Annotated in this window: 12 protein-coding genes; 7 read left to right on the forward strand and 5 right to left on the reverse strand. The window is 74.9% G+C overall.

The genetic code is table 11. The annotated features are described in order from the left end of the window. Window positions 1-2: 2 nt before the first annotated feature. Entirely contained in the window at window positions 3-1,877 is a 1,875-nt protein-coding gene (locus tag LPU61_RS04365) for a hypothetical protein (RefSeq protein WP_229404188.1), read from the reverse strand. Window positions 1,878-1,989: 112 nt separating this feature from the next. On the opposite strand from LPU61_RS04365, the gene LPU61_RS04370 reads away from it, so the two are divergent. The 5 genes from LPU61_RS04370 to LPU61_RS04390 all read left to right on the forward strand — a co-directional run bounded on the left by LPU61_RS04370 (window position 1,990) and on the right by LPU61_RS04390 (window position 8,789). Next, window positions 1,990-3,303, forward strand: coding sequence for a PQQ-binding-like beta-propeller repeat protein (locus tag LPU61_RS04370; RefSeq protein ID WP_043962527.1), 1,314 nt, complete (start codon window positions 1,990-1,992; stop codon window positions 3,301-3,303). A 126-nt stretch (window positions 3,304-3,429) separates the two neighbouring features. Further along, a complete protein-coding gene (locus tag LPU61_RS04375; protein ID WP_043962528.1) occupies window positions 3,430-4,098 on the forward strand; it encodes a response regulator transcription factor in 669 nt (222 codons plus the stop codon). After that, window positions 4,095-5,276, forward strand: a complete 1,182-nt coding sequence (locus LPU61_RS04380; protein ID WP_229404189.1) for a cell wall metabolism sensor histidine kinase WalK — start codon at window positions 4,095-4,097, stop codon at window positions 5,274-5,276. Before LPU61_RS04375 ends, LPU61_RS04380 begins: the two co-directional genes overlap by 4 nt. A 311-nt stretch (window positions 5,277-5,587) precedes the next feature. Beyond that, window positions 5,588-8,128 (forward strand): malectin domain-containing carbohydrate-binding protein, encoded by a 2,541-nt coding sequence (locus LPU61_RS04385; protein ID WP_229404190.1) that lies wholly within the window; start codon window positions 5,588-5,590, stop codon window positions 8,126-8,128. Between the two features lie 277 nt (window positions 8,129-8,405). Beyond that, a complete protein-coding gene (locus tag LPU61_RS04390; RefSeq protein WP_043962530.1) occupies window positions 8,406-8,789 on the forward strand; it encodes a VOC family protein in 384 nt (127 codons plus the stop codon). A 93-nt stretch (window positions 8,790-8,882) separates the two neighbouring features. Here LPU61_RS04390 and LPU61_RS04395 read toward each other — a convergent pair whose 3' ends face one another. From LPU61_RS04395 to LPU61_RS04410, 4 genes are all read right to left on the reverse strand, one after another. Beyond that, a complete protein-coding gene (locus LPU61_RS04395; protein ID WP_043962531.1) occupies window positions 8,883-9,596 on the reverse strand; it encodes a hypothetical protein in 714 nt (237 codons plus the stop codon). 118 nt (window positions 9,597-9,714) lie between these two features. Beyond that, the gene (locus LPU61_RS04400) at window positions 9,715-11,784 is read right to left on the reverse strand and encodes a 3-hydroxyacyl-CoA dehydrogenase NAD-binding domain-containing protein (protein ID WP_229404191.1); all 2,070 of its coding nucleotides are present in this window, start codon (window positions 11,782-11,784) and stop codon (window positions 9,715-9,717) included. Then, window positions 11,781-12,974: a thiolase family protein gene (locus tag LPU61_RS04405; protein WP_229404192.1), complete on the reverse strand. Its 1,194-nt coding sequence runs from the start codon at window positions 12,972-12,974 to the stop codon at window positions 11,781-11,783. Before LPU61_RS04405 ends, LPU61_RS04400 begins: the two co-directional genes overlap by 4 nt. A 259-nt stretch (window positions 12,975-13,233) precedes the next feature. Beyond that, on the reverse strand, window positions 13,234-14,562 hold the full coding sequence (locus LPU61_RS04410; RefSeq protein ID WP_043962534.1) for a ribonuclease D: 1,329 nt from the start codon (window positions 14,560-14,562) through the stop codon (window positions 13,234-13,236). Window positions 14,563-14,947: 385 nt separating this feature from the next. On the opposite strand from LPU61_RS04410, the gene LPU61_RS04415 reads away from it, so the two are divergent. Together LPU61_RS04415 and LPU61_RS04420 are read left to right on the forward strand one after the other, a co-directional pair. Then, window positions 14,948-16,138 carry a S1C family serine protease gene (locus tag LPU61_RS04415; RefSeq protein WP_229404561.1) on the forward strand — a complete coding sequence of 397 codons (1,191 nt, stop codon included), beginning with the start codon at window positions 14,948-14,950 and terminating at the stop codon, window positions 16,136-16,138. Window positions 16,139-16,224: 86 nt separating this feature from the next. Further along, a complete protein-coding gene (locus LPU61_RS04420) occupies window positions 16,225-17,268 on the forward strand; it encodes a hypothetical protein (RefSeq protein ID WP_229404193.1) in 1,044 nt (347 codons plus the stop codon). The last annotated feature ends 53 nt before the right edge of the window (window positions 17,269-17,321 follow it).

A 17,321-nucleotide genomic window follows, 5' to 3' on the forward strand; every position in this document is an offset into this window, starting at 1 on the left:
TTCTACACCGGCCAGAGCCAGACGTCGTCGACGCGCTGCGGCGGGCCGAGCAGGGCGGTCATCAGCTCGCGCAGGACCGCCTCGCGGGGATGCGCGCCGAGGACGACCACGGACGCCTTCCAGTAGCGCAGGTCGTCGGCGGCCTGCCGGCGGTTCTCCTCGGTCAGCGGCGGCACGACGCCGGCGTCCATCGTGGAGTAGATGAGGGTGCTGGTCGGCCGGTTCGGGGCGCCGAAGACGCCCTCGCCGTCGGGGTTCGGCCCGATGAAGTAGCCGCCGGGAATGGGGAACTCGTGCCCGGTCAGGGCGCTCCAGCGCAGCGTGGGCAGGCCGTGCACGTTGCTCGGGATCGGCACCGGCACCAGGGTCCGGCCCGCCGGGACGTACGGCCGCCAGCCGCCGGAGGTGATGAAGTGCGGCGGCGGGTCGATCCGCTCGGCGGGCAGCGGGCGGGGGACCAGCGGCAGCACGGCGAGCGCGAGCGCCGCGTACCCGACGGGGCGCAGCCAGCGGCCCGCCCGGCCGGCGGTCCCGGCCTCGGTCCCGGTCCCGGCCGGCGCGGTGCGGGCCAGCGCGTCCCAGGCCAGGGCGAGCAGCACGCCGACGGCGGCGGCCACCACCAGGGCCAGCCGGGTGGGCATCATCATCTCCACCAGCGGCAGGTCGTCCGGGATGTACGCCCACGGCCCGTCGATCGTGGTCTCCGCCCCGTCGAAGCGCACCACCGGGCCGATCGAGGCGACGGTGAACACGACCACCAGCACGGCGACGATCCGGGCGGCCAGCGACCGGCGCACCAGCAGCGCCAGCGCGACCAGCGCCACCAGCACCAGCGGCCAGCCGAACCAGGTGTTCTGCTCGGTGAGGCCGATGGTCTTCTCCACCGCCTCGTCGCCGGCCACGGTGTCCCGGGCGAACGTGACGAAGGCCACCAGGTCCTCGCCCCAGTTGTGGAACACCCCGCCCTGCAACCCCCGGTAGGACTGCGGGCCGTTGAACTGGAACCAGATCGGGTACGCCGTGAGCAGCAGCGCCAGCGCGCCGCCGAGGCCGAGCGCGGATCCGAAACCGCGGGCGCGGGCCCACGCCGCCCGGGGCCGCTGCGCCGCGTACGCCAGCACGACCACCAGGCAGGCCAGCGCCGTGAGCAGCAGCATCTCCTCGTTGATGAAGATCTGGTACGCCACCAGCAGACCCAGCACCACCCCGTCGCGCCGCCAGCTGCGCCCCGCCGCGCCCAGCAGCAGCACCCGCGCCACGATCAGCGGCAGCAGGTAGTTGGAGACGAAGTTCGGCTGTCCGTTGGCGTGGTGCACGATGCCGGGCGCGAAGCCGAGGAACGCGCCGCCGAGGAACGCCGCCGCGCGCGAGCGCACCAGGTGCCGCGACAGCATCCAGTACGAGGTGGCCGCCGTCGCCGCGAGCGCCCCGCCCAGGTAGAGGGCGTACGTCACCTGCGGGCCGAACAGCAGCGTCACCGGCGCCAGTGGCAGGGTCGCGCCGAGCAGCGACGTGTTCGCCATCATGTTCACCCCGTCCGGGGCGTTCTGGCGGGTGGAGAACAACGGGTTCTCCAGGTGCTGCACGGAGTACGCGCCGTGGGCGAAGAGCCACTCGAACCAGCTGTGGTCGGTCGGCAGGTGCGACGACACGCGGTGCTCGACGTCGCCCCAGTAGTTGAGGCACACGAGGACGCCGAGGAGCACGTACGCTCCGATGGCCAGCAGGTCGGCGCGGGCCGGCCGCCAGCGGGGCCGGCGGGGTGTGCCTGTGCCCGCCGCCCCGGGCCCGGTCGACTCGGCCCGCGTTTCGACGGGTGCGGAGTCGACGGGTGCGGAGTCGGAGTTCAGCGAGGGGTCTACCACCGGCACGGCCACGACGCGCCATCGTACAGGCGCGTGCGCGCGGTCCCGGTCGGCCGGTGCGCCCCGCGGCGGCCCGGGAGGACGCGCCGCCGGAGCGCCGGCCACGGCCCGGGAAGGAGCGAGGGTGACGCTGATCGACCTCGGCGAGGTGCGCGGCGACCGGGAGCCGGAGCCCGCGCCCCGGCCGCCCCGGGCGGTGGGCCGGCCGTTACGGGTGGCGCTGGCCGGCGTGCTCGCGCTGTTCGTCCTGGCCTCGTCGGCGCCCGTGGCGCGCCCCGCGTCGGCGGTGCTCGGCGGCCAGCTGGGCTCCCAGGTCGTCGTCCTCGGCGGCCGGGTCTACGTGCTGGCCCCGGAGGTGGGCAGCGGCGGGTCCCGCGAGGTGACCGCCCACGGGACGCCCGCCGGGGCGGGGGCCGGCATCCGGACGCTGTGGCACATGGCCGTGGCGAGCACCGGTCGACTGGTCGGCGTGCAGGAGCGGGACGGCGTCGCCCTGCTCGTCGACTACCAGCCGGACGGGGTGGAGACCATCGCCGTGGACGCGGCGACCGGCGAGCGGCGCTGGCAGCAGGCCGGCTACCCGGCGCTCGCGGCCGGCGGGGGGCTGCTGCTCCTCGGCGACGACGTCGAGCGGGGCGAGCTGCGGTCGGTGGACCCGACGTCGGGCCGCGTCCGGTGGTCGGTGCCGGGTCACCTGGGTTGGGCGGCCTTCGACGACCGCGACGCGGACGGGGCGGCCGAGCAGGTGGCGCTGGTCACCGCCGCCGGCGGGATCGAGCTGCGCGACGCGGTCTCCGGGGCGGTGCGGGCGGGCCTCGCCGCGCCGCCCGGCGGCTGGCAGGGGAGCCTGCAGGTCGAGGTCGCCGGTGACCTGCTGCTGGCCTCCGAACAGGACGAGGAGGAGGGCGAGGTCCGGCGGGTGACCGCGTACGGGCTCGCCGGGCTGGACCGGCGCTGGGCGGTGGAGCGGCCGAGCTTCGGCTACGCGGGGGCGTGTGGAGCGGTGCTCTGCGCCGTCGCGTACCGGGGCTCCGGACTGTCCGGGCTGGACCCGGCGACCGGTGGGGTCCGGTGGACGAACCCCCGCTGGCAGACCGTCGTCGCGGTGCGCGGCGACCGGCTCCTGGCGATCGCCGACGACCAGGCGGGCGGCACGACCAGCCACCTCGGCGTGCTGGACGCCGCGACCGGGCGGGAGGTCGCCGACCTGGGGCGCTGGGACCTGGCGTTCAGCCGCACCCCGGACGGGCCGTACTACGGCACCCGGCCCGACCGCGACGGCGGCGGCCTGGTCGTCGCCGAGCTGGACCTGGCGGGGGCGGCGGTCCGGCTGCGCGACGTGCTGCCCGGCGCGGCGGGGGACTGCGCCGCCGACGGCCGCGACATCGTCTGCCGCCGGCAGTCCGGCACGTACGGCTGGTGGCGGCTGCCCGCCTGACGGTCCTCCCCGCCCGGTGCTCCCCGCCTGGCGGCTGCCCGCCCGAACGCCCGGCCGGGCCGGGTGCCACGCTGGTTTGGTGGCCGGCACTAGGTTGTCGGGAGGTCGGCCGGCGAGGAGGCGGGTATGCGGGTGTTGGTGGTCGAGGACGAGCGCAACCTCGCCGACGCGATCGCGCGCGGGCTGCGCAAGCGCGGCATGGCCGTCGACGTCGCCTACGACGGCGACAGCGGCCACGAGATGGCGTTCGTCACCCGGTACGACGTGGTGGTGCTGGATCGGGACCTGCCCGGCATCCACGGCGACCAGATCTGCGCCGAGCTGGCCGCCTCCGGCACGTTGACCCGGGTGCTCATGCTCACCGCCAGCGGCACCGTCGCCGACCGGGTCGAGGGGCTGCAGCTCGGCGCGGACGACTACCTGCCCAAGCCGTTCGCCTTCGACGAACTCGTCGCCCGGGTGCAGGCGCTGGGCCGGCGGGCCACCCCGGCCGCCCCGCCCGTGCTGGCCGTCGCCGACCTGGTGCTCGACCCGGCCCGCCGGGTGGTGACGCGGGGCGGTGCGGCGGTCGACCTGACCAACAAGGAGTTCGGGGTGCTGGCCGAGCTGCTCAAGGCGCGCGGCGCCGTCGTCTCCAGCGAGGAGCTGCTGGAGCGGGTCTGGGACGCCAACACCGACCCGTTCACCACCATCGTCCGGGTGACCGTGATGACGCTGCGCCGCAAGCTCGGCGACCCGCCGCTGATCGAGACGGTGGTCGGCGCCGGCTACCGCACCGCCGAGGGGCTGTCGTGAGCGTCCGCCTGCGGCCGACACTGCGGCTGCGCCTCACGCTGCTCAACGGGGTGCTGCTGGTGGGCGCCGGGACGATCCTGGTGCTGCTGGCCTGGCTGCTGGTCCGCGACGCGCTGCGCCCCACCGACGAGCTGCTGCCCGGCACCACCGTGCTGCTGGCCGACGGCCGGTCCCTGGACGCGGGGGAGTGGCAGCGGCAGCTCGTCGACGCCGCGTCCCGGGAGCTGCTGGTCAAGGGCCTGCTGGCGCTGCTGGCGATCAGCGTGGTCGGGGTGGCCGGCGCGTACGCGGTGGCGGGCCGGGCGCTGCGCCCGCTGCACCAGGTCACCGCGACCGCCCAGCGCCTCGGCGAGGCCACCCTCGACCAGCGGATCGGCTGGTCCGGGGCGGACGACGAGGTGGCGGAGCTGGCCAAGACGTTCGACGCGATGCTGGACCGGATCGCCGCCGCGTTCGAGGCGCAGAAGCGGTTCGTCGCCAACGCCTCGCACGAGCTGCGTACCCCCCTCGCGGTGATGCGGACCGAGATCGACGTGACGCTCAGCGACGACGAGGCGGACGCCGCCGAGTACCGCCGGATGGCCACCGTGGTCCGCGACGCCTCGGAACGGGCCAACGGTCTGGTCGACGCCCTGCTGGTGCTGGCCCGCAGCGAGGCCCAGGCGGGGCGGCGGCTGGGCCGGCGCACCGAGTGCGACCTGGCCGCCGGCACCGCCAACGCGTTGTCGGCCGTGCGCCGGGAGGTGGAGCGGATCGGGCTGCGGGTGCAGACGTCGCTGGAGCCCGCGCCGGTGGTGGGCGATCCCGGTCTGCTGGACCGGCTGGCCGGCAACCTGATCGAGAACGCGGTGCGCTACAACCACCTGCACGGCCGGATCACGGTGCGCACCGGCACGGACGGCTGCACGTCCTGGCTGGTGGTCGCCAACACCGGCTTCGAGGTCAGCCCGGGCGACGTGCCGGGCCTGTTCGAGCCGTTCCGCCGGGGCGGGCAGGAACGCACCGGGGCGCGGGGCTCCGGGTTGGGCCTGTCCATCGTCCGGGCGGTCTGCGACGCGCACGGCGGCACGGTGCGGGTGTTCGCGCAGCCCGGCGGTGGCCTGGAGGTGACGGTGACCCTGCCGGCCGCGGACGCCGTGCCCGCCGTCGCCGGCCCTTCCCCCGCCGGGCGGTCCTGACGGTCGGCCTGGCCGGCGGCCCGCCGGGCGGCCCTGACCTGGCCCCGGGGCCGGTCGTGATCGGCTGTTCGTGTGCCCCGCCCGGCTGACCCGGCGGGGTCCGCCTCCGGCGGGCAGCCCGACGTCGGGTGCTCGGGTGGAGCCGTCGCGCGGTTGGGGCAGAATCGGACGGCGCCGCTGGACTCGGCGGGCTCGGGTGCGTGAAGGTGTGATGGCGCCATGCCTCACGTGGTGCGCGCCGCCGAGCCGGCCGTCCCCGGCGGCCCGGCTGTGAGCCGCACCTCCGTCCGCACGTGCTCCGGGAGTTGCCCGTGATTCGTTCCTCGTCCCTGACCCGCCGCGCCCCGGCGGTCCTCGCCGCGATCGCGCTGACCGCCGCCGGTCTCGTCGCCGGCAGCCCGGCGAGCGCCGCGCCCGACCACGACAAGGTGGTCTCCGCCGTCCCGTCCACGGCGTCGCCGGACATCGTGGACGGCACCGTGTTCGCCATCCACGACGCCGGCACGAAGATCATCGCGGCGGGCTCGTTCACCACGGTGCAGAACCGCAACTCGGACGTGGACATCACCCGCAACTACGTGCTCGCCTTCGACAAGGCCACCGGCGCGGTGGACACCGCCTTCGTGCCGGTCGTCGACAACGAGGTGAACGCGGTGGCGGCCGGCCCGACCGCCGGCACGGTCTACCTGGCCGGCAAGTTCAACACGGTCAACGGGGTGACCCGGCGCAAGCTGGCGCTGGTCAACGTCGCCACCGGGGCCACCGTGACCAGCTTCGCCGGGCCGGCGTTCAACGGCCTCGTCGACGACGTCGCCCTGGTCGGCGACCGGCTGCTCGTCGGCGGCATCTTCACCACCGCCGGCAACGCCAACCCGCGCGGCGGCCTCGCCTCGCTCAACGCCACCACCGGCGCGCTGGACAGCTACCTGACCACCACGCTCACCGAGAACCACAACTACGACGGGGTGAGCGGGTCCAAGGCCGGCGTCGGCGCGGAGAAGCTCGCGCTCTCCCCGGACGGCACCCAACTCGTCGTGATCGGCAACTTCAAGAAGGCCGACGGGGTGCTGCACGACCAGATCGTGCGGCTGGACCTCGGTGCGACCGCCGCGACCGTCGCCGACTGGAACACCAGCCGGTACACCCCGCGCTGCTCGTGGAAGGCGTTCGACTCGTACATGCGGGACGTGGCCTTCGCCCCGGACGGCAGCTACTTCGTGGTGGTCACCACCGGCGGCCAGTACAGCGGGTCGCTCTGCGACACCGCCGCCCGCTGGGAGGCCGCCGCGACCGGCGACGCCCAGCAGCCCACCTGGGTGAACTACTCCGGCGGCGACACCTTCCTCTCGGTCGGCATCAGCGAGCAGGCCGTCTACGTCGGCGGGCACCTGCGCTGGCTCAACAACACCTTCGGCGGCGACAGCGCGCAGGCCGGGGCCATCGGCCGGGCCAGCATCGCCGCCCTCGACCCGCGCAACGGGCTGCCGCTGTCGTGGAACCCGGGCCGGCACCCGCGCGGTTACGGCGTGGCCGAGATGCTGGTCACCCCGCAGGGCATCTGGCTGGGCTCCGACCAGTCCTGGATCGGCAACTTCCAGTACCGGCGGGAGCGGATCGCGTTCTTCCCGCTGACCGGCGGCAAGGCCCCGCACCCGACCACCACGGCCGGCCTGCCCGGCACGGTCTACCAGGCCGGCGTGCCGGTGCCGACGAACGTGCTGTACCGGGTCAACGCCGCCGGCCCCGCCGTCGCGTCGACCGACAACGGGCCGGACTGGAGCGCCGACACCGCCGACGCGCCCAGCCCGTACCACAACACCGGCAGCAGCGCCGCGAGCTACGGGGTCGTGCCCAACCTCGACGGGACCGTCCCGGCCGGCACCCCGGCCGCGCTCTACAGCACCGAGCGGTGGGACGGCACCGGCGCCCCGGAGATGCAGTGGGACTTCCCGGTGCCCGCCGGCACCGAGGTCACCGTCCGGCTCTACCTGGCCAACCGGTACGCCGGCACCGGCACCCCCGGCAAGCGGGTCTTCGACGTGACCCTGGACGGCACGCTCGTCCTGAACGACCTCGACCTCGCGGTCACGCCGGGACACGACACCGGCACCATGCGGGCGTTCACGATCGTCAGCGACGGCAACGTCGACATCGACTTCGGGCACGTGGTGGAGAACCCGCTCGTCAACGCCATCGAGATCGTCAAGACCGGCCCGCCGCCCGCCGGCACCGGCGACGAGGTGCAGGCCCGCTCGTACGACGGGGCGACCACGGTCGGCGCGGCCACCCCGGTCGCCAACCCCGACGACACGGACTGGTCGGAGGCGAAGGGCGCGTTCTGGGTCGGCGGCACCCTGTTCTACGGGATGGGCGGCGCGCTCCAGCGGCGCACCTTCGACGGGACGACCTTCGGCACGCCGAGCCTCGTCGACCCGTACCACGACGCCTACTGGGACACGGTGGAGACCGACTCCGGCCCGGCCGGGCAGACGTACGCCGGGGTCACCACCAACTTCTACCCGGAGATCGCCAACGTCACCGGCATGCTCTACACCGACGGCCGGCTCTACTACACCCTCGCCGGCCAGAACGGTCTGTTCTGGCGCTGGTTCACCCCGGACAGCGGCGCGGTCGGCGCCGACAAGTTCACCGTCGCGGGGGTGACCGGGTTCGCCGACACCGGGTCGATCTTCCTCGCCGGCGGCACCCTCTACCGGGTCAGCCGCTCGACCGGCGCGCTGGCCTCCACCGCGTGGGCCGGCGGCGTGCCCACCGGCGCGTTCACCACCGTCAGCGGCCCCGCCGTCGACGGGGTCAACTGGCGCGCCAAGGCCGTCTTCGTCGGCCCGTAGACCCCCGCCGCACCACGGGGGCACCCCGGCCCGGCTCCGCGTTCGCGCGGCGCCGGGCCGGTGCCCTTTCCGGGGTACGCGTCGACCGGGCCCCGCCGCGCGTCCCGGCGGAAACGGCGTTGCGGGGCGGCCGGTGGCGTGCCAGGATCGTCCCCGTCAGCCCGACGGCCGGAGGGAGGTGCGGTTGATGTCCACCACGACCAGTCCCGCGCCCCGCTCCACCCGCCGCTGACCTCTGTCGATCCCGCGGGGCGCCCACTCCACCACGGAGGCGACCGTGAGCGCACGGATCAGGAACATCAGCATCGACTGTCACGACACCTACGCCCTGGCCGGGTTCTGGGCGCAGGTGTTCGGCACCGGGCGGCAGCCCGACGACCACCCCGGCGACCCGGAGGCGATGGTGCTCACCGCCGACGGGGAGACCGTGCTGTTCCTCCAGGTGCCGGAGGGCAAGACGGTGAAGAACCGGGTCCACCTGTGCCTGGAGCCGGCCGACCGGTCCCGCGACGCCGAGGTCGAGCGGCTGCTCGCCCTCGGCGCGACCCAGGTCGACGACCAGCGGCGGCCGGACGGCACCGGCTGGGTGGTGCTCGCCGACCCGGAGGGCAACGAGTTCTGCGTGCTGCGCAGCGCCGCCGAGCGGGCCGCGTCGGCCTAGCCCCGGTAACGGGCCGGGCCCCCGCGCACCGCGCGGGGGCCCGGCCCGGTCATGCCTGGGCCGCCTCGCGTGAGGGGCCCGGTCGCCTGATGGTCAGGAGCGCTGCTCGATCTGGCCGCGCATTGTGACGAACTCTGCCTCCGCCTCCTTGGCGGACTTGAAGAACACCACGATCATGCCGAGGCTGCCCCGGTCGGCCCAGACGCAGACGCCCAGCGGCATGCCCGCGGTCTTGCCGTCGCCGCAGCGCGCCTCGCCGCCGAGCGGGCCCGGCTCGGTCGCGGTCATCTCCTGGACGGTCAGCTGGGTCTTGAGGCCGGCGATCGCGTCGTCCAGCTCCTTCTTCGGGTCCGCCAGCACGCCCGACGCCGCCGCGACCATCACGAGGTCCTGCTTCGTTGCGTCGCCGTAGAACGCCCCGGCGGTGCTGGTCTCGTTCTGCACGGTCGACTTCATGTCGGCGACCAGCTCGTCCGACAGCTTCGTCAGCTCCGGGTCGGTGACCTGCTTGCGGCCGGCGAGGGTGGCCGGGGCGGTGACCCGGGTGTTGGTGGCGTCGACCACGTCGCCGACCTCGTCCTTGACGGCGAACCAGGTGATCGCCGCGCCGCCGAGGCAGAGCACGAGCACCACGGCCAGGACGATGAGCACGATCTTGCCGGCCTTGGACTTCTTCGGCGGCAGCGGCGCGGCGGACGGCTCGCCGTAGGGCTGGCCGGCCGGCGGCGGGTAGCCGCCCGGCTGCTGCGGGGCGGGCTGCTCCCCGTAGGGCTGCTGCGGATAGGGGTTGCCCGACGGCTGGGACATGTCGATTCAGCTCCAGTTAGTTGATCAGGAGCGGTGATCGTAGCCAGACCCACCGACAGCCGCCGACCCCGCCGGGGCGAAGGTGAGGTGAACGACGATCGCGGGGGAGCGGGGAGGATCAGGCGGGCAGGCTGGCCACGCCGGGCGGCAGGAACCGCCGGCCGGTCACCCGCTCGCTGGTGCCCGTCCGGTCCAGGTACGGCGTGACGCCGCCCAGGTGGAACGGCCACCCCGCGCCGAGGATCAGGCACAGGTCGATGTCCTGCGCCTCGGCGACGACGCCCTCGTCGAGCATCAGCCGCACCTCCTGCGCCAGCGCGTCGAGCGCGTTGCGCCGCACCTGCTCGGCGGTCAGGGGCTCGTCGCCGACGACCAGCAGCTTGGCGACGTCGGCGTTGATCTCGTCGTCGACCACGATCGGCTGACCCGACTCGGCGATCCGGCGCAGGTTCTCGCTCACGGCGAACCGGTCCGGGAACGCGCCGTGCAGGGTGCCGCCCACGTGGTACGCCACGGCCGGGCCGACCAGCTGGAGCAGGGCGAGCGGGCGCATCGGCAGGCCCAGCGGGTCCAGCGCGGCGTTCGCCACGTCCAGCGGGGTGCCGGCGTCGACGGCGGCGAAGACGGTGCCGAGGAAGCGGGTGAGCAGCCTGTTCACCACGAACGCCGGGGCGTCGGACACCAGCACGCTCGACTTCTTCAGCTGCTTGCCGACCGCGAACGCGGTGGCCAGGGTGGCGTCGTCGGTGCGCTCGCCCCGGACGATCTCCAGCAGCGGCAGCACCGCGACCGGGTTGAAGAAGTGGAAGCCGACCACCCGCTCCGGGTGCTCCAGCTCGGCGGCCATCGCGGTGACCGACAGGCTGGACGTGTTCGTGGCGAGCACCGCCTCCGGGGAGACGATCTTCTCCAGCTCGGCCCAGACCTGCTTCTTGACGTCCAGGTCCTCGAACACGGCCTCGATGACGAAGTCGGCGTCGGCGAACGCGGCCTTGTCGACCGAGCCGCTGACCAGCCCGTACAGCTTGGCGGCCGTGCCCTTGTCCATCCGGCCCTTGCTGACGGCCTTCTCGATCTGGGTGTGCACGTAGCCCACGCCCTTGTCGACGCGGCCCTGGTCGAGGTCGGTCATGACGACCGGCACCTGGAGGCGGCGGGCGAACAGCAGCGCGAGCTGGCTGGCCATCAGGCCGGCGCCGACGATGCCCACCTTGTTCACCGGCCGGGCCAGGCCCCTGTCGGGCGCGCCGGCCGGCCGCTTGGCCCGCCGCTGCACCAGGTCGAACGCGTAGAGCCCGCTGCGCAGCTCCTCGGAGAAGATCAGGTCGGCGAGGGCCTCGTCCTCGGCGGCGGTGCCGGCCGCGAAGTCGGCGTCCTTCGCCGTCTCCAGCAGGTCCAGCGCCTTGTACGCGGCGGGGACCGCGCCGTGCAGCCGCGCATCGAGGGTCTGCCGGGCGAAGTAGAGCACGCCCGCCCACATGTCCCTGTCGACCTCGGGCCGGGTCACGGTGATCTCGCCGCGCACCACGCCGGCCGCCCACTGCAGGGACCGCTCCAGGAAGTCGGCCGGCTCCAGCAGCACGTCGGCGATGCCCAGCTCGGCGGCATGCTTCGGCTTGAGCATCTTGTTCTGCATCAGCGGGTTCTGCAGGATCACCTGGGTGGCGGCCGGGATGCCGATCAGGTGCGGCAGGAGCTGGGTGCCGCCCCAGCCGGGGATCAGGCCGAGCGAGACCTCCGGCAGCGCCAGGGCCGACGCCCCGCCGGACAGCGTCCGGTAGTGGCAGTGCAGCGCCAGCTCCAGGCCGCCGCCCATCGCCGCGCCGTTGACGAACGCGAACGTCGGGACCGTGCTGTCCTTCAGCCGGGCGAAGACCCGGTGGCCGAGCCGGCCGATCTCCAGGGCCTGCTCCCGGTCGGCGAGCTGCGGCAGGCTGGTGATGTCGGCGCCGACACAGAAGATGTACGGCTTGCCGGTGACCGCGACGAACGCCGGGTCCGCCGCGAGGGCGGCGGTGATCGCCTCGTCGAGGCTGGTCAGGCCGCCCGGGCCGAAGCTGTTCGGCTTGGTGTGGTCGAATCCGTTGTCGAGGGTGATCAGGGCGGCCGGGCGGGCCAGCCCCGGCACGTTCACCTGGCGCAGCAGCGCCCGGGTGACCACCTCGTTCGGTGCGGCGAGCGCGCTCACTTGTTGCCCTCCCAGTGCGGGTTCTCCCAGATGACCGTGCCGCCCATGCCGATGCCGATGCACATGGCGGTGAGGCCGTAGCGGACCTCGGGGTGCTCGGCGAACTGCCGGGCGAGCTGCGTCATCAGCCGCACCCCGGAGGACGCGAGCGGGTGACCGATGGCGATCGCGCCGCCCCACGGGTTGACCCGGGGGTCGTCGTCGGCGATGCCGAAGTGGTCGAGGAAGGCGAGCACCTGCACGGCGAACGCCTCGTTCAGCTCGAACAGGCCGATGTCGTCGATGCTCAGGCCGGCGATGCGCAGCGCCTTCTCCGTCGACGGGATCGGCCCGACGCCCATCACCTCGGGCTCGACGCCGACGAACCCGTACGACACCAGCCGCATGGCGACCGGGAGGCCCAGCTCGCGGGCGGTGTCCTCGGCGGCGAGCAGGCTCGCGGTGGCGCCGTCGTTCAGGCCGGCCGCGTTGCCCGCGGTGACCTTGCCGTGCGGGCGGAACGGGGTCTTGAGGGTGGCGAGCTTCTCCAGCGAGGTGTCGCGGGGCGCCTCGTCGACCGTGGCCAGGCCCCAGCCGCCCTCGTCGTCGCGGATCGCCATCGGCACCAGGTCGCCCTGGAGCTTGCCGTTGGCGTACGCCTTCGCGGTCTTCTGCTGCGAGGCGAGCGCGAACGCGTCCGTGCGCTCCTTGGTGATGTGCGGCACCCGGTCGTGCAGGTTCTCCGCCGTGGCCCCCATGACCAGGGCGGACGGGTCGACCAGCTTCTCCGCGACGATCCGCGGGTTGGGGTCGACGCCCTCGCCCATCGGGTGCCGGCCCATGTGCTCGACGCCGCCGGCGATCGCCACGTCGTACGCGCCCATGGCGATGCCCCCGGCCACGGTGGTGACGGCGGTCATCGCCCCGGCGCACATCCGGTCGATGGCGAAGCCCGGGACGGTCTTCGGCAGGCCGGCCAGCAGGGCGGCGGTGCGGCCGATGGTGAGGCCCTGGTCGCCGATCTGGGTGGTGGCGGCGATGGCGACCTCCTCGACCCGCTCCGGTGGCAGCTGCGGGTTGCGGCGCAGCAGCTCGCGGATGCAGCGGATCACCAGGTCGTCGGCGCGGGTGTTGGCGTACATGCCACCCGCCTTGCCGAACGGGGTGCGGACGCCGTCGACGAAGACGACATCGCGGACTTCACGGGGCACTTGAGCCTCCTTTTCGACCCTGACTCGGCCACGTCGCCGACCAGCGGCACCACGGACCGAACGAGGATCGCGGCACGGGCGTGGTCCCTCGGATGCTACTCGCCAGTAACCATCGTCGACACCACCCCCCGTGTGGCCCACCCCACACCGACGCGGCGTCCGGCGCGGGGCGGCGGCACCGCCGATCCGCGACCGCCGCCGGCCCCGGGGCCACGCGTCAGGCGGCCGCCGGTCCCGGCTGCCGGGTCAGGTCGCCGCGTCAGGCCGCCGGGGCCGGACCCGCCAGCGCGGCGGTCAGGTCGGGCACCAGCAGCGAGAGCTGCCACTCGCGCGCCCCGAAGCCGCGCAGCGTCTCGGCGACCGTCGCCTCGGTCACCTCCTCCGGCGGGGTCCAGGCGAGCCGGCGGATCGAATCCGGGGCGATCAGGTTCTCCGGCGGCAGGGCGTGCTCGCCCGCGATCCGGACCACCACCTCCCGGCACCGGGCCAGCCGGCCCGCCGCCACCGGATCCCGCTCCGCCCAGCGGTGCGGCGGGGGCGGCCCCTCCACCACCGGGGTCACCGGCAACGCGTCGTCGGGCAGCCCCCGGGCGTCGTCCAGCGCCGCCAGCCAGGTGCGGGCCAACCGGCGCACCGACCGGCCGCCGAAGCCCGGCAGGGTCAGCAGCGTCTTCTCGTCCTTCGGGTCCAACTCGGCGGCCGCCACGATCGCCGAGTCCGGCAGGACCCGGCCCGGCGCGGCGTCCCGGCGGGCGGCGATCTGGTCGCGGGCGTACCAGAGGGCCCGGATCCGCGCCTGGGCGCGCGCCCCGCGCACCCGGTGGATGCCGGAGGTGCGCCGCCACGGCTCCGCCCGGACCCGGGGCGGGCGGTCGACGCTGCGCACCAGCGCGGCGAACTCCTCCGCCGCCCACGCCGACTTGCCCTGGCGGGCCAGCTCCGCGTCGAGCACGTCACGCAGGTCGGTCAGCATCTCCACGTCCAGCGCGGCGTACGTGAGCCACGACTCCGGCAGCGGCCGGCTCGACCAGTCCGCCGCCGAGTGGTGCTTCTCCAGGCTGAAGCCGAGTAGCTGCTCGGTCAGCGCGGCCAGCCCGACCCGCTCGAATCCCGCCAGCCGGGCGGCCAGTTCCGTGTCGAACAGCCGGCGCGGGCGCAGCCCCACCTCGGCCAGGCAGGTCAGGTCCTGGCTGGCGGCGTGCAGCACCCACTCGGCGTCGGCGATGGCCAGGTCCAGGCTGCTCAGGTCGGGCAGCGGCAGCGGGTCGATCAGCGCGGTGCCGGCCCCCGCCCGGCGCAACTGCACCAGATATGCCCGCTGGCTGTAGCGGTAGCCGGAGGCGCGTTCGGCGTCCAGGGCGACCGGGCCGGTGCCGGCGGCGAAGCGGGCCACGACCTCGGCCAGCCCGGCCTCGGTCGTCACCGGCTCGGGTGTCCCCTCGCGGGGGGCGGTCAGGGGCACGGGCCCGTCGACGGTCGGTTCGGGCCCCGCGTCCACCGGCTCCGGCGCGGCCGACGGCGGTTGGTGCGGCTCGTTTCCCGTACGGCTTTCGGCGGCCCGACGGCGCAGGGGTGGTTCGTCGGTCACCTGACAACCCTAGTGCGCGCGGCGATCCGGCGCGCGCAGCCGGGTGCGGTGTGTGTCGGCGTCGCGCGGTGTGGGTCGGCGTCGGCTACTTGACCCGGCATGCCAGGGTCGGACATCGGGGAAGACAAAGCGCGGCGGCGCGGGTACGTTCCTTCGGGCCGCCGCCCGGGACGGAACCGACGTCGGCGGGCACCAGGGCGGCGACGGGGAGGACGTGACGATGACGACGGCTGGGTACGGTGCGACGGGCCCGGGGCAGGGGCCCGGCGACGGCTCGGGCGGGAGTTGGGCCGCCCCGGCGCGACCCGCCGAGCCGCCGGTGGGCGAGCCGCCCGCCGCCGCGACCCCGGCCGGCGACACCCGTCCCGGCCCGCTGCCGCCCCGCATGGACCCGCCCCGGCTCGACCCGCACCGCGGCAGCGCCGCCGTCTATCCGCAGGCCGCAGGCTCCTACCCGCCGGCCGGAGGCGGCCACCCGCCCGCCGGTCAGGCCGCGTCGCCCGGTCACTGGCCCGGCTCGTCGCCCCCGCCCGCCCAGCCCGCCGCGCCCGGCCAGTGGTCCGGTCCCGCGCCCGCCGGCTGGCCCGTCCCGCAGCAGCAGCCGGCCGTCCCGCAGCAGTCACCCGCCGCCGCCCCGCAGCAGTCGTCCGCCGCCGGCCAGCAGCCCCCGGCCGGGTACGCCGCCGCGCCGCCGTCGCCCGTGGTCCCCGGCCCGGCGTACCCGCTCGGCGGGGCGTCCCCGGCCCCCGGGCCGGCCTGGCCCGCGTCCGCCCCGGCCGGCGGGGCCACCCCGCGTCCCCGGGGCAGGGCGCTGACGTTCGTCGCGTTCGGGCTCGCCCTGGTCCTGGCCGTGGTGAGCGGCGTGCAGGCGTACCAGATCAGTCGGCTCTCCGACCGGCTGGCCGACACCGACCAGCGGCTGGCCACCGCGCAGAGCGGCGACGGCGCCCGGCTCGACGGCCTGGAGCAGCGGGCGCAGGCCCTGGAGAAGCAGGCCGGGGCGCAGTTCAACCCGGAGGCGGTGGCCACCGCCGTCCTGCCCAGCGTCTTCCGGGTCCGGGCCGGGCAGTTCACCGGCACCGCCTTCGCGGTCGGCAAGCCCGACACCGGCGGCGGCACCAACCTGTTCACCAACTTCCACGTGGTCGAGTCGGTCTGGGTCGGCGGCGGCCGGGAGGTCTTCCTCGAACGCACCGACCAGCGCTACCCGGCCACCATCGTCAAGGTCGACGAGGTCAACGACATCGCCCAGCTGCGCACCACCAGCAAGTTCACCGGGCTGGTGACGGCGCCCGCCGCGGTCAAGCCCGGCCAGCAGATCGTCGTCGTCGGCGCCCCGCTCGGCCTGCAGGACAGCGTCACCACCGGCGTGGTCAGCGCCTTCCGCGAGGCAGGCCAGGGCTCGGGCCCGGTCATCCAGTTCGACGCGCCGATCAACCCCGGCAACTCCGGTGGCCCGGTCATCAACGGCCAGAAGCAGGTGGTAGGCATCGCCACCGCCAAGGCCCGCGACGCCGAGGGCATCGGCCTCGCCGTACCCATCAAGGTCGCCTGCGACGGCTTCCGGATCTGCTGACTTCGGCCGCTCCGCGCCGTCCGTCCCGTACCAGCCGGTTCGTCGCGGCCCCGGCCACGGGCCGCCCCACCTGGAGGAAGAGAAGAATGTCGCAGCCACCGACCGGGCCGGGGAGCCAGCCGCCGTATCCGCCGCCGGGCGGCCCCGGCCAGCCCGTGCCTCCGCAGTACGACCCGACGGGCCAGCCGGCGGAGCCCACCCGGCAGTTCGCCCCGGGTCAGTACGGGACGCCGCAGCCGGCGGCGGAGCCGACCCAGCAGTTCGGCCCGGTCCAGCAGGGCGCGCCGCAGCCAACACAGCCGACCCAGCCGACGCAGCCGTTCGCCCCGGGTCAGTACGGGGCGCCGCAGCCGGCGGCGGAGCCGACCCAGCAGTTCGCCCCGGTCCAGCAGAGCGCGCCGCAGCCGCAGCCGACGCAGCCGTTCGCCGCGCCGGTGTCGACGCCACCGGTTTCCGGTGCCGGATACCCGCCGGTCTCTGGTGCCGGATACCCGCCGGTTTCCGGTGCCGGGCATCCGCCGGTTTCCGGGCCGGGGCAGCCGTCGCCAGCGTTCGGCCAGCCGATGTCGGTGCCGCCCGCCTCGGGCCCGGCCTTCGGCCAGCCGATGTCCGGTCCGCCGGGCGCGATGCCGCCCTACGGCCAGCCGGGCGCGACGCCGTCCTACGGCCCGCCCGGCACGACGCCGCCCTACGGCGCCCCGGCGCCGGCCGCCCGTCAGGGCGGGCGCAAGGTGCTGGTCCTGGCCGTGGTGGCCGGGCTGCTCTTCGTCCTCGGCGGCGTGATGACCGGCCTCTACGTGACCAAGAGCAGCGAGCTGGACCGCACCGAGAAGCGGCTGACCGGCCAGGTCAGCGAGCGGGACGGCACGATCGCGGCGAACAAGACCGAGATCGAGAAGCTCAAGACCGACCTGCAGGCCGTGCGGGACAAGCTCTCCAACACCGAGCAGGACCTCACCGGCACCCGGAACGACCGGGACGAGCAGGCCCGGCAGAAGAAGGTCATCGCCACCTGCCTGGACAAGCTCACCAGTGCGTTGACGGCCGCGGCGGCGAACAACAAGGCCGCGTACGACAAGGCCACCGAGGGCATGAACAAGGTCTGCGACGAGGCCGAGAACTACCTCTGACAGCGCGCAGGCAGGAAGTCACCCGACCCCGCCCCGCCCACGCCACGACGGGC

Source organism: Micromonospora sp. NBRC 110038 (genome assembly GCF_020884815.1).
Taxonomy (GTDB): domain Bacteria; phylum Actinomycetota; class Actinomycetes; order Mycobacteriales; family Micromonosporaceae; genus Micromonospora; species Micromonospora haikouensis.